The organism is Rhodopseudomonas sp. RCAM05734 (assembly GCF_052658035.1).
In genome coordinates this window covers 5,507,045-5,519,727 of record NZ_CP199742.1, presented here as the reverse complement: position 1 = coordinate 5,519,727, position 12,683 = coordinate 5,507,045, and the positions used below count along the sequence as shown (strand labels likewise).

The 12,683-nt window shown below is 67.0% G+C and carries 10 protein-coding genes and 2 pseudogenes; 8 read left to right on the top strand and 4 right to left on the bottom strand.

Annotation, left to right across the window (positions count from 1 at the left end; genetic code table 11):
* The first annotated feature begins 23 nt into the window (after positions 1 to 23).
* Together ACUXVA_RS26325 and ACUXVA_RS26320 are read left to right on the top strand one after the other, a co-directional pair.
* Positions 24 to 1,502 (top strand): glycosyltransferase family 39 protein, encoded by a 1,479-nt coding sequence (locus tag ACUXVA_RS26325; RefSeq protein ID WP_445489066.1) that lies wholly within the window; start codon positions 24 to 26, stop codon positions 1,500 to 1,502.
* A 166-nt stretch (positions 1,503 to 1,668) separates the two neighbouring features.
* A pseudogene (locus ACUXVA_RS26320) lies at positions 1,669 to 2,070 on the top strand (helix-turn-helix transcriptional regulator); the annotation flags it as partial.
* Positions 2,071 to 2,085: 15 nt separating this feature from the next.
* Here ACUXVA_RS26320 and phhA read toward each other — a convergent pair.
* Positions 2,086 to 2,994 carry a phenylalanine 4-monooxygenase gene (gene phhA, locus ACUXVA_RS26315; protein WP_445489064.1) on the bottom strand — a complete coding sequence of 303 codons (909 nt, stop codon included), beginning with the start codon at positions 2,992 to 2,994 and terminating at the stop codon, positions 2,086 to 2,088.
* Between the two features lie 223 nt (positions 2,995 to 3,217).
* On the opposite strand from phhA, the gene ACUXVA_RS26310 reads away from it, so the two are divergent.
* From ACUXVA_RS26310 to ACUXVA_RS26300, 3 genes are all read left to right on the top strand, one after another.
* Entirely contained in the window at positions 3,218 to 3,919 is a 702-nt protein-coding gene (locus ACUXVA_RS26310) for a DUF899 family protein (protein ID WP_265082977.1), read from the top strand.
* Positions 3,920 to 4,148: 229 nt separating this feature from the next.
* A complete protein-coding gene (locus tag ACUXVA_RS26305; protein WP_265082978.1) occupies positions 4,149 to 5,288 on the top strand; it encodes a DUF2778 domain-containing protein in 1,140 nt (379 codons plus the stop codon).
* A 164-nt stretch (positions 5,289 to 5,452) separates the two neighbouring features.
* Positions 5,453 to 6,430 carry a Bug family tripartite tricarboxylate transporter substrate binding protein gene (locus ACUXVA_RS26300; protein WP_265082979.1) on the top strand — a complete coding sequence of 326 codons (978 nt, stop codon included), beginning with the start codon at positions 5,453 to 5,455 and terminating at the stop codon, positions 6,428 to 6,430.
* A 57-nt stretch (positions 6,431 to 6,487) separates the two neighbouring features.
* Here the strand turns inward: ACUXVA_RS26300 and ACUXVA_RS26295 are convergent, their stop codons facing one another.
* Positions 6,488 to 6,733 carry a hypothetical protein gene (locus ACUXVA_RS26295; RefSeq protein WP_265082980.1) on the bottom strand — a complete coding sequence of 82 codons (246 nt, stop codon included), beginning with the start codon at positions 6,731 to 6,733 and terminating at the stop codon, positions 6,488 to 6,490.
* Between the two features lie 327 nt (positions 6,734 to 7,060).
* On the opposite strand from ACUXVA_RS26295, the gene ACUXVA_RS26290 reads away from it, so the two are divergent.
* Positions 7,061 to 7,768 (top strand): outer membrane protein, encoded by a 708-nt coding sequence (locus tag ACUXVA_RS26290; RefSeq protein ID WP_445489061.1) that lies wholly within the window; start codon positions 7,061 to 7,063, stop codon positions 7,766 to 7,768.
* Between the two features lie 129 nt (positions 7,769 to 7,897).
* Here ACUXVA_RS26290 and ACUXVA_RS26285 read toward each other — a convergent pair whose 3' ends face one another.
* The gene (locus ACUXVA_RS26285) at positions 7,898 to 8,650 is read right to left on the bottom strand and encodes an SDR family NAD(P)-dependent oxidoreductase (RefSeq protein WP_445489059.1); all 753 of its coding nucleotides are present in this window, start codon (positions 8,648 to 8,650) and stop codon (positions 7,898 to 7,900) included.
* A gap of 83 nt (positions 8,651 to 8,733) precedes the next feature.
* On the opposite strand from ACUXVA_RS26285, the gene ACUXVA_RS26280 reads away from it, so the two are divergent.
* Positions 8,734 to 9,060, top strand: coding sequence for an ArsR/SmtB family transcription factor (locus ACUXVA_RS26280; RefSeq protein ID WP_265082983.1), 327 nt, complete (start codon positions 8,734 to 8,736; stop codon positions 9,058 to 9,060).
* A 19-nt stretch (positions 9,061 to 9,079) separates the two neighbouring features.
* Positions 9,080 to 9,467, top strand: a pseudogene (locus tag ACUXVA_RS26275) (nuclear transport factor 2 family protein).
* Between the two features lie 150 nt (positions 9,468 to 9,617).
* Here the strand turns inward: ACUXVA_RS26275 and ACUXVA_RS26270 are convergent.
* Complete coding sequence (locus tag ACUXVA_RS26270) at positions 9,618 to 12,653, bottom strand: caspase family protein (protein ID WP_445489056.1); 3,036 nt, start codon at positions 12,651 to 12,653, stop codon at positions 9,618 to 9,620.
* Between the last annotated feature and the right edge of the window lie 30 nt (positions 12,654 to 12,683).

Sequence of the window (12,683 nt, the reverse complement as noted above, 5' to 3'; positions counted from 1 at the left end):
CGGGCGATCTGCGGATGGTTCGCATGACCGCCGGGATCGTGGCGGGGCTGGTGCTGCTGCGGCTGATCGCGGCGGCATGGACGCCGCTGACCTTCGACGAAGCCTATTACTGGATGTGGTCGAAGCATCTGGCCGGCGGCTACTACGATCATCCGCCGATGGTCGCGGTGGTGATCCGGCTCGGCACCATGATCGGCGGCGATACCCAGCTCGGCGTGCGACTGGTGTCGGTGCTGCTGGGTCTGCCGATGAGCTGGGCGGTCTATCGCACGGCGATGCTGCTGTTCGGCGGCCATCGTGTCGCATCCACCGCCACGCTGCTGCTCAACGCCACCATGATGGCGGCGGCCGGCACGATGATCGTCACCCCGGATGCACCCGTGCTGGTGGCGTCCAGCTTCGTGCTGTTCACCCTCGCCAAGGTGCTGGATACCGGGCGCGGCGCGTGGTGGCCGGCGGTCGGCGCCGCGGTGGGCGCGGCGCTGCTGTCGAAGTATACCGCGCTGTTTTTCGGTCCGGCGATCCTGATCTGGCTGCTGCTGGTGCCGGAGCTGCGGCGCTGGCTGTGGTCGCCGTGGCCCTATCTCGGCGGTCTCGTCGCGCTGGCGGTGTTTTCCCCGGTCATCCTGTGGAATGCCGATCACCACTGGGTCTCCTTCATCAAGCAGCTCGGGCGCGCCCGCATGGAGCATTTCAACCCGGCCTTCATCGCCGAGCTGATCCCGACCCAGATCGTCTTTGCGACCCCGCTGGTGTTCATCCTCGGCGTCATGGGGCTGTATGCGCTGCTGCGGCGCGACGATGGCCCACGGGCAGCGCGGACCCTGATCAACGCGATCTTCTGGATCATCACGCTGTATTTCGCCTGGCATGCGCTGCACAGCCGCGTCGAGGCCAACTGGTTCGCGCCGGTCTATCCGGCGCTGGCGATCGCCGCGGCGGTGGCCGCGCATGTTTCGCGCTGGCAGCCGCGTGAGCAGCGGACGGTGAATTTCTGCCTGCGCTGGGCGGGGCCGACCGGCATGATGATGTTCCTGGCGCTGGTGCTGCAGGCCAATACCGGGGCTCTGTCGGCCTATCGCCGCGACGCCACGGTGCGCAGCATCGGCGTTGGCTTTGCCCAGCTCGCGACAGAGATCGAGGCCGTTCGCCTGCGTGTCGGGGCCAGTTGCGTGCTGGCCGACGATTACGGCACGACGAGCTGGCTTGTCTTCTATTTGCCGAAAGGGACCTGCGTCACGCAACGCGGCCAGCGTATCCGCTGGGTCAACATGCCGGAGCCCGATCCGGTGGCGCTTGCCGGCAAGTTGCTGTTTGTCGGCAACCCCAACGCGGCCGAGCTGCCGGAACTGAAAGCGAGTTTCGGGCGAATCGAGAAAGTCGCCGAGTTGAGCCGCAAGCGCGGGCCGCTGGTGATCGAGCCGGTCGAACTGGACCTGCTGGAAGAGCCAAAGGGCGACGTGCTCGACCGTTCGCCGCCGCCGGAACTGGCTGAACCATAGTCCGCGGATGGGCCAGCGCCGTATCCGCCGGCGCTGCCCATGCGACAATGGCGCATCGCGTCGCAATTGCCCCGACCGCGATCAATTTTATCGCTGCCAGCTTTGAACCAAATCCCGGGGTCGTTGCGACCTATGGCCGTGGGAAATGGAATGATTGGCGGACGCAATGCAAAACACAAATTTCGAAGCCAGTGAACTGATCGGGACGGACAAGGTCAGCGAGCGCGTGACGGCGGACATTGCCGTGGGCGCGGTTGGGTTGCGCGCGGCACGAATTGCCAGCGTAATGGCGCAAATCCATGACGGCTTTGCCCATCAGCAGTTCTCCACCCGGGTGGTGGCGGAAAGGCTCGGCCTGTCGGTGCGTTACGTTCAGGATCTGCTGCAGTCCTCAGGACTGAGCATCACCGATCGCATCATGCAACTGCGGCTGGAGAAGGCGCGGACGATGTTGCTCGACGACCGCAACTGCATGCTGAAGATCAGCGACGTCGCCCTGAGCTGCGGCTTCAACGAGTTGTCGTATTTCCACCGCAGCTTCCGCCGCCGCTTCGGTTCATCTCCGGCCAAGTTCCGCACCAACTCATTGAACAGCCGATGCTGCCTTGGGCTTGTTGTTGAAATAGGCCCGGGTGCCCCGATTGATGACGCGGTCGGTCTCGGTGATGTCATGGGCGGCGATGTCGGAAGCATCGCCGAGCCGTGCATAGAGCGGGCCGAAATCGCGATAGCTGTCCTCCAGCAGCTTCTCGAAGCTGTCGATGACGAAGTAGGTCTGCTGGAAATCGTCGATGACGTAGTTGGTCCGCATCACCCGCTCGAGGTCGAAGCCGATCCGGTTGGGGGAGGGATCTTCCAGCGCGAACACAGATTCGGTGGCCGATGACAGGATGCCGGCGCCGAAGATCCGCAAGCCATTGGCGCCTTTCAGCAAGCCGAATTCCACCGTGTACCAGTACAGCCGCGCCAGGTTTTTCAACCGGCCGAGGTCGAGCGCACGACGACCGCCTTCGCCATAGGCCTGCATGAAATCCGCATAGACGGGGTCGGCGAGCAGCGGCACGTGGCCGAAGACGTCGTGGAAGATGTCCGGCTCCTGCAGGTAGTCCATCTCGTGTTCCGGCCGGATGAAGGCGCCAGCGGGAAAGCGGCGATGGGACAGGTGATCGAAGAAGATGTCGTCGGGCACCAGTTCCGCGACGGGGACGATCTGCCAGCCAGTGATTAGCTTCAGCCGGGCGCTGAGCTTTTCCAGCTCGGGAATGCCGGTCTCGGACAGTTGCAGCGTGTTCAGCGCGGTCAGGAACGGATCGCAGGCACGGCCTTTCAGAACCTCCCGGGCGCGGGCGAACAACCGGTCCCAGCGATCGTGTTCCGCGGCGGAATAGCTGCCCCAGTCCTGATCGAGGGTAAAATCCGGCCGTCGCGGTGCCGAGAGATAGCGGCTCTTTTCTGCCGAATGACCATAGGGATCGCCTGACAGCGCGGACATGAACGTGTCTCCCATATCGATGGCGCCGGGATGATGCGCCATGCTTGGAGTATCAATATGGCGCGGGCGGGGAATGTTCCGTCCCGGCGCTTCTCACCGCAGATCGGATTGGGCAGGGCGACCTTCGGAAATCGTCGCCGGCGCCGTTGCGTCATGTCGGTCCGGCCGGCGCCGGGACGTCTTGCACAAGGACGTGTCGACATCAGCATGTGGAGATCATGCCATGAGCAACCGGACATTGAAGCCGGCCACGGAACTGGCGAAGGCCAGCCCGTTTCGCTATCCGAACGAGAGTGAGGAATATCGCCGCGCACGTATCGCGCTGCTGGCGGAAGAAATCGAGCTGCGCCGCCATATCGAGCGCGTGGCCGAGCAGCGTCGCGCACTGCCCGATGGCGGCGAGGTGACCAGGGCCTATCGGTTCGTCGGAGAAAACGGACCGGTGGATTTCCGCGGCCTGTTCGGCGGCAAGGATACGCTGGTCGTGTACAGCTATATGTTCGGGCCGCAGCGCGACAAGCCGTGCCCGATGTGCACCTCGTTGCTGTCGGCATGGGATGGCGAGGTGCCGGACATCCAGCAGCGCGTCGCGCTGGCGGTGGTGGCGCGGTCGCCGATCAAGCGGTTGCTGGCGTTCAAGAAGCAGCGCGGCTGGCACCATTTGCCGCTTTACTCCGATCCGACCGAGGAATTCAGCCGCGATTACCATGGGCTGACCGGGGATGGCGGCGACGATGCGGCATTCAACGTGTTCACACGCAGGGCCGGCATCATCCGCCATTTCTGGAGCGGCGAAATGGACCGCGCCAGCGCCGACCCCGGCCAGGACCCGCGCGGGGCGCCGGATCTGATGCCGCTATGGACCATCCTCGATGTCACGCCGGAGGGACGTGGCACCGACTGGTATCCCAAGCTGACCTATTGAGCGAGGTCGCCGCCGAACGGATCGCCTCCCCGAGGGGGGGGAGGCGGCGATGGTTTGACGCACCGGTCGACCGGCAAATGCCCGGGTTTCCCGCAGTCTCACAACCGCCGACCTTAATCCGCATTTAACTAAAAGTCGCCCTAATGGCGCTTCGCTGCTCTGCGAGATGCTCCACGGATCCGTGGCTTCGCAGGGCAGGTGCAGTGACATTGGTGTGGACTCAGGGCGAATGAAGACCCGTAATCGCGTATCCAAGGCTTCTACGGCTCATCGCCGACGTTCATCCCGCAATACCGCCCCGCAGAACCTGCTCGGCGGCGTCGCCGTTGGACTGGTGGCGCTGGGCTGCGCCTGGACGTTGTATGCCAACCTGTTCGCGGCCGGGGTCGATGCCGTCTCCGGCAGCGTCAGGGTCAAAACCGCAACCGCGACAACAACATCGGCCGCCGACGGCGAGCAGTCGTCCTTTGCCGAACGCTTCGGTCAGACCTCATTCGCCGATCGCTTTGCCCCGATGGCCAAGGCGGCGGCACAGGCAGCGGCGGATATCGCGCCGACCTCGGTGACGCTGGGTCGCCAGGTCGCCTGGCTCGACCCGACCTTCTCGATGGGCGCGCCGCCGGAGCGTTTCCGCCGTCCGCCGGTTCCGGCCGCAGTGGAGGCCGCTGCGATTGCCCAGGCCGAAATTCCGAAGCCGCTGGACGCCGTGAAGCCGCCGACCGTGCGTCAGCTGGTGGCGAGCATTCCGGTGCCGGCCGCCAAGCCCTCCGAGCTGCGCTTGCCGCCCAATCAGAGCATCTCCGCCCATGAGCTGATGGTCCAGCGCGCCAAGGCCACGGTGCTTGCCGCCGCCAACAACAAGCCGTCGATGTTCGAGAAGCTGTTCGGCAGGGAGCAGCCCGCTGCGGGCACCCAGCTCGCCTTCGCCGGCTCCGATGGCGGCATCGGCAGCGACGGTCGCGATCTCATCAAGGCGCAGGCCTATGACCGCACCACGGCGGTCTATGATATCTCGGCCAAGAAAGTCTACATGCCGAACGGCACCACCCTGGAAGCGCATTCCGGTCTCGGCAGCCGGCTCGACAATCCCGCTTACGCCCATGAGCGGATGCGCGGCGTCACCCCGCCGCATGTCTACGACCTCAAGCCGCGCGAGGCGCTGTTCCACGGTGTCGCGGCGCTGCGGCTGACACCGGTCGGCGGCGAGGGCGCCATCTATGGCCGCAACGGCCTGCTGGCGCACACTTACATGCTGGGCCCCAACGGCGATTCCAACGGTTGCGTGTCATTCCGGGACTACAACAAGTTCCTGCAGGCCTACCGCAACGGCGACGTCCGGCGGCTGGTGGTGGTCGCCAGGCTCAACTGAGGCAAAGCGCCGCGAGCGGCAGGCCTTGCTGTACGCACTACATCCTGTCTCAATCCCTTATAAATTGTACCGCGATGCGCCGGATCAACCATCCGGCGTGATGCGGTCATAAGGGGCGACGCTCATCGAGCGGATCTGCCTTGCTGGATTGGGGAGGGGACACCGTGACTTTCAACATCATTCGCGCTGCCACGCTCGCTGCGTTCGCCCTTTCGGCCGGGGCCGCAGGGGCGCAGACTCCGGCATGGCCCGACAAACCGATCACCTTCATCGTGCCGTTCGCCGCGGGCGGCGGCACCGACGCCTTCGCGCGGCCGCTGGCACAGCAGCTCGACGCCCAACTCGGCAAGCGCGTGCTGATCGAGAACCGCGCCGGCGCCGGCGGGACGGTGGGAGCCTCGCTGGCCGCCAAGGCTGCGCCGGACGGCTATACGTTCTTCATGGGCGCCGCTCATCACGCCATCGCGCCGGCGCTGTACCCCAAGCTCGACTACGACATCGAGAAGGACTTCATTCCGGTGGCGCTGATCGCGCGGCCGCCGCAGGTGGTGGTGGTCAATCCCGACAAGGTGGCCGCCACGACGCTCGGCGAGTTCATCGCCTATCTCAAGGCCAATCCCGACAAGGTCAATTACGGCTCCGCCGGCGCCGGCACCACCCATCATCTGGCCGGCGAGCTGTTCAAATCCATGACGGGCACCAGGTTGCTGCATGTGCCGTATCGTGGCGCCGGGCCGGCGATGCAGGATCTGATCGCAGGCCACGTCCCGGTCGTGTTCGACGGGCTCGGTTCGTCGGCGCCGCAGATCAAGAGCGGCCAATTGCGCGCGCTGGCGATCGCCGCGCCGCAGCGGGTGGCGGCATTCCCCGATATTCCCACCGCCGCCGAAGCCGGCCTGCCGGGCTACGAAGTGGCGACCTGGTACGGCTTGTTTGCGCCGAAGGGCACGCCGCAAGACATTGTTGACCGGATGGCGAAGGAATTGCGCACCGCGTTGCAGACGACTGCGATCAAGGAAGCCTGGGCGCGCAACGGCTCCGACGTGCCCGACGTGTCCGGCGCAGCCTTCGCCAAACTGGCGTCGAGCGAAGTCGCGCGCTGGGGCAAGGTGGTGACCGAAGCCGGCGTCAAACTCGACTGAGACGGCAGCAAAAAACCCGGCATCGCTGCCGGGCTTTCCGTTGTCAGTGCTTGTCTGTTAGCGGCAGACGCGGGTCTTGGTGACGACGCGGCGGCCCATCGGCCCGCGCCGCACCACCGTTCGCACGGTGCACACCGGGCCGCGGCGAACCACCTTGCGGCGAACCACATAGCGCGCGGCGGAGATATCGGTGCTGGTCGAGGCGATCCCGGCCTGAACCGGCGCTGCGGCCGATGCCGGTACGCTGAACGAGGCGAGGCCGAGTGCGACAGCGGCGGCAAATCCAAAAGCAATTTTCTTCAAGAACGTTCTCCTTGGGTGCTGATAGTGGGCAATCAACTGCCATCCCATCGTGGTGTTCCGCGCCTGATTCCAAAATGAAGGAACTGTGGTGATGGCGCGGCAACGGGAACCGACATCGGTTGCGGGTGCGTTGGTCTGATGGACAGGTTGCGTGGCGATCCGCTCTGCCGGACGTTCCGGCCGGCGTCTTGTCAGGCCATTCGGATGTGGCGGATCGGCCACGCGCGAGAGGCTGAGACGCTCGGTCAAGTCATTGCGCGCGCAGCGCATTGCCTCCTTGGCGGCAACTCACCTAGTGATCACCGCAGTTAATCACTGGGGATTCCGATGAAGAAGCTTTCTTTTGCTACCGCCGCGATCGTTGCTCTGGGAGCGGTGAATGCGGCATCGGCCGCCGATCTGGCCGCGCGTTCCTACACCAAGGCACCGGCTCCGGCGGCTGTGGGCTATAACTGGTCCGGCTTCTACGCCGGCGTGATGGGCGGCTACGGCTGGTCGCAGCGCGTGCGTCTCGACGGCTTCGCCGTGAGCAGCAACGAGATCAACGGCGGCTTCGGCGGCGGCACCATCGGCTACAACTGGCAGACTCCCGGCAGCATGTGGCTGTGGGGCATCGAAGTCGACGCCGCCGGCAGCGCGATCAAGTATCGTGAAGCCCTGCTGCCGAATCTGACCTTCGAGGACAAGGTCCGTGCCTTCGGCAGCGTCACCGGTCGAGCCGGTGTCACCGCCGGCGCCGCGCTGTTCTACGCCAAGGGCGGCTATGCCTGGGCCAACAACCAGGTGTCGCTTACTGTGCCGAACGTCGCGACGGTGTCCGAGAGCAAGACCCATTCGGGCTGGACCGTCGGTGGCGGTGTCGAATACATGTTCGCATCGAACTGGTCGCTGAAGGGCGAATACATGTACGCCGACTACGGCAATGCCCGTTACGGCGATGCCACCACCGGCTTCACCGACCTCGGCCTGACGACCCACACCGTCAAGGGCGGCGTCAACTATCACTTCAACAGCCCGGTCGTCGCCAAGTACTGATTTTTAGCAAGCCCTTTTCAGGCAAGCTTTACCCGGCCGCAGCGATGCGGCCGGGTTTTTCGTGTTGGCATGGCATGTGTGCCTGACGGGTCGAAGGGCGATCGCTGCGGCGCTATCGTTCGGGGATAGCTACTTCAATCCACCTGTCACATGCAGCGTTTCGCCTGTGACGTAGGATGCAGCGTCCGACGCCAGGAAAACGACAGCCGAGGCGATTTCCTCAACCTTGCCGATGCGGCCCATCGGCGTGACGGATTCGATCCAGCCGCGCATGTCGCCTTCGGCGATACCCGCCGAGACGACGCCCTCGGTGGCAATCATGCCGGGATTGACGGCGTTGACGCGGATCTTCCTGGGCGCGAGTTCGTTGGCCAGTACGGAGGTGATGGCGTCGACGGACGCCTTTGTCGCCGTGTAGACTGCCGAATTCGGCGGCGTGATCGTCGACACGCCCGAGGAGATGTTGACGATGCTGCCGCCGGCAGGATTGAAATGCCGCACCGCTTCCTGCGACACCAGCAGCAGGCCGAGTACGTTCAGGTCGAAGTGCGTGTGGAAGTGCTCTGGCGTGATGCCGTCGAGCGGGGCAAAGGCGTAGATGCCGGCATTGTTGACGAGGATGTCGATCGGTCCGAGCGCCTTGACGGTCTCGGCGACCACCGCGGTGGCTCCCTTGGGATCGGCGAGATTGCCGTGCACGGCGACGGCCTTGCCACCCTGGGCCGTGATCTTCGCGACGATGGCGTCGGCACCTTGTTTGCTGGAGGCGTAATTGACAGCCACGGCCGCACCGGCGGCGGCGAGCTGAATGGCGATCTCGGCGCCGATGCCCTTGGAGGCGCCGGTCACCAGCGCGACCTTGCCTGCGAAAGTCTTGGTCATGGTCCTGTTCCTTGTTTAATAGTTCAGAAATACCGAAGTATGGAAGTATTGAACCGGATCAAGGGGGCGCCTATATCTTTATCATGGCTCCCTTCGTTCACCCCGCGCGGCAGGACATCACGCTGGCCGGCGTTCTCTCGGCACTCGCCGATCCGATCCGGCTGCAGATCGTGCGGGGCCTGATCGGAAAGGGCGACTGCATGTCCTGCATCGAGGCGTCGCCGTGCCCGGACATTGCCAAGTCGACACTGTCCAACCATTTTCGCGTCTTGCGCGACGCCGGTCTGGTCCAGACTGCCAAGAAGGGCGTCGAGCATCGCAACATCGTGCGCGAGGAGGATATCAACGCACGGTTTCCCGGGCTGCTGAAGACGATCCTGAAATATGCCGACGAGAAGCCGAGCGGCTAGGGCGCAGGCGGAGGTTGACATGGATGGTGCAACCATAAGGGCTTCGCCGCAGCGCCATTGGGATGCGTCGGATGCCGGCGATTTCACAGCCGAACATGACATCTACCGCGACGATGCCGTGCTGGATTATCCGGAGTCCCGCGAGCGGATTCTGCGGCCGGCGCAACATTCAGGAGAGCCGGTTCGTCCAGCCGAACAAGAAGCGCTTTGCGGTCCGGAGCATGATTGGTAGCGGCGATCTGTGGGTCACCGAGTTCGTGCTGACCTATGACGGCATTCCGACCTATGCGGTGAGCATCATGGAATTCCGCGACGGGCTGGTGGCCCACGAAACGCAATATTTTGCCGACCGGTTCGAGCCGTCGCCCTCGCGTGCGCATCTGGTCGAGCTTGTCGGCGGCTCGTAGCTCGGGCGTAGCGGCAGCAGCGAAGCGGATAGCGTTTCGGTGATCAGGCCCTAACAAACAAAACCCCGGCATCGCTGCCGGGGTTTTCTTTTGTCGATCGCGCCGCATTCGGAGGCCCCTGCGGGGGCCTCCGATCGGCCCCGCCGCGGCTCACCGCGGAGGCGGGCAGGGCTTGCCGTCGGGCAGCGTGCAAGGCTTCCCCGCGGGGGCAGCCGGACGGGCCGCTGCCGGCGGAGGCGCAGGTGGCGGTGCCGGCCGCGCCGCAGGAGGCGGCGGAGGCGGTGGCGGTGCCGGCCGTGCCACGGGAGGTGGCGGCGGAGGTGGCGGTGCCGGCCGTGCCACGGGAGGCGGTGGCGGTGGAGGCGGTGCCGGTCGCGCCACGGGAGGTGGTGGCGGCGGAGGCGGCGCTGGTCGTGCCACGGGAGGCGGTGGCGGTGCTGACGGTCGCGCTGCAGAGGGAGGAGGCGATGGTGGTGCTGCCGGACGCGCCGCGGCCGGAGGAGGCGGCGGTGTTGGGCGCGCCGCAGCAGGCGGTGGCGGCGGCGCGGCTGGACGGGCCGCTGCGGGTGGCGGCGTCGACGGCCGGGCGGCTGCCGGTGGAGGTGGCGGCGCCGCAGGCGGGGTCGATTTGGGGGCGGCCGACGGGGCTGCCGGTGTCGGGGGCGAACCGGGCAAGGGCGGCAGCGGGTGGCCGTTGGCGCCAGGCAAGGCCGATCCCGGTTTTGCGCCATTGGGCGCTGCGGTAGGCGTCCCGGGGGTCGGGCGGGGCTGGCCGTTGGCGGCCGGCGGCGTGGAGCCGGGCGCGTTCGCATGCGGCGGCGGCGTTGCAGGTGACGGCGCTCCGGCCTGTTCGGGTCTTGCGCCGCCAGCCGGTGCAGCCGGTGTCGGCGGCGAACCGGGCAAGGGCGGCAGCGGTTGGCCGTTGGCGCCAGGCAAGGCCGATCCCGGCTTTGCGGCATTGGGCGTCGCGGCAGGCGTCCCGGCTGCCGGGCGAGGCTGTCCGTTGGCAGCGGGCGGTGCGGAGCCCGATGCGTTCGCGCCGGGCGGCGTTGCCGGCGACGGTCCACCCTGTCCGGGGCGTGCGCCCGCCGGCGCTGCGCCGGGGACGGGCGGCAGTGGCTGTCCGTTGGCGCCGGGCAGGGCGGTGCCGGAGGCTTTGCCATTCGGCGTCGCCGGATTCGCCGGCGGCGGTCCACCCGCCGGGTTGGCTTTCGCGCCGGCCGGCGTTGCACCGGGCGCGCCCGGGACCGGCGGAAGTGGCTGGCCATTGGCACCCGGCAAGGTCTGCGCTGCCGGCTTGCCATTGGCAGGGGGCACGACCGGCGCGCCGGGCGGGGTCGCCGGATTGGCACCGGATAGCGGCGTTGTGCCGGCCGGTCCCATTTTGGCACCCGTGGGCGGCAAAGCGCCGGGCGCGGGCTTGCCGTCCGGCGTCGGTGCGCCGGGACCGCCGGGCGGCGGGGTCGTCTGCGCCTGGGACGGTGCCGGCTTTGCCGCCAGCGCCGGTTTGAACAGCTGGGCGGGCGGGGGACTGGGGGCCAGCGCCGCCTTGGTCGCGACCGACGGCGGCAGCGACGGCGCGAGCAAGGCCGCGGCGCCGACACCGGCAGCACCCGCCGCGATCGCGCTGGCCGCCACCGGCGGCGATGCCGGCGATCCGGCCTGTGCGGGCGCCTGTGCGGGCGCCGCCGCCACCGGGGCTGCCGGCGGTGGCAGGACCTGCGCCTGTCCCGCGGGATTGGTGATCGTCACCGCATTGGTGGTGTTGTTGATCACCACGGTGTTGTGGATGTTGTTGTAGATGATGTTGCTCGGCGGCGGCGCCGCGTCGCGCGGCGGCCGGACCCACACCGGCACCGGCTGATAGTTCGGCACCGGCAGGACATAGGCATAGACCGGAGGCGGCGGCGGCGGCAGATCGTCGAAATAGACCGGGCGCCGCGGCAGGAAGAAGACCGGCGGCGGCGGGGGCGGCGCAAAATCGAAATCCGGATCGTCGAACATCAGCACCGGCCGCTGGATGTAGATCACTTCTTCCGGCGGCGGTGGCGGAATGTCGTAGGCCATCACGGTGAAGCTGGGCGGCGGATCGTAGGCAGCCGAGAGATAGCTCAGCCGGCGCCGCGCGTCGTCGGAATGCGCGCCGCGCGGGTAGCGCCGCAGATACGACCAGTAGGCCGGCGGCGTGTTGACGTTGCGGGTGCGGCGCCAAGTGATCGCCTCGCGGCGCGCGGCGACGATGGCGCGCACGCGCCGCGCCATCGGATCGCGGGGATAGGCGTCGAGAAAGGCTTCGTAGTCCTCCAGCGTGTCGCGATCGACCGCGGCGAGATAGGCTTCCTTGGCATCGAAATCGCGTACCGGGCGGGAGCGCACCGCCGCGGCCTGCTCGCGCGACACCGTCGGCGGCGGCGCGTCGGGGGCGCGTTCGAAGAAGGTGAACGGCGCCTGCAGCTTCGACACGTTCCATGGCACCTGCGCGCCCTTGGTCGTCTCGTTGACGCGCAGCCGGATGCGGCTGAACAGGTCGTCGCTGCTCAGGCCGCCTTCGCGCATCATCTCGGCGAGCGCCTGTGCATAGGCCGAATAGGGGCCGGCCTCGTCGGGCGCCACGGTGCCGGGTGCGGCGTTGAACGCCACCAGCATGCCCGGCTCGGGATCGACCAGCGCCAGTCCGCCGGACAGCGGATTGCCGGTCCTGGCAAAGGGATTGGCGCGCGCCAGATCGAGCACAACCATGCTGGCCTTCAGCTTCAGCGCCGCCAGCGGCGCCGTATAGTCAGACAGGCGGACGGCCTCCACGGAGACATTGACGTCACGGGTGATCTTGGCGTCGATCGGCGCGAAGTAATTCTCGCCTTCGAGCTGCAGGCCGTAGCCGCCGAGATAGACGAAGGCGACGGCGTCGGGGCCGGCCGAGGCGGCCTTGTCGAGGAATTCCCGGAAGGTGCGGCGCAGCGTGTCCTGGTCGAGATCGCGGGCGCCGGTGACGTCGAAGCCGGCGGCCTGCAGGGTCTGCGCGATCAGGCCGGCGTCGTTGGCCGGCGTCGGCAGCGCCCCGGCCTGGTAGTTGGCGTTGCCGATCACCAGCGCGATGCGCCGTTCGGCGGGCGCGGCCCGCGACGGGCTTTCCGAGGCCACGATGCAAGCCAGCAGGACAGCAAGGAATTTCAGCATCCACGTCATGGCGGCTCCGCGCGTTCTGGAATCGTGTCT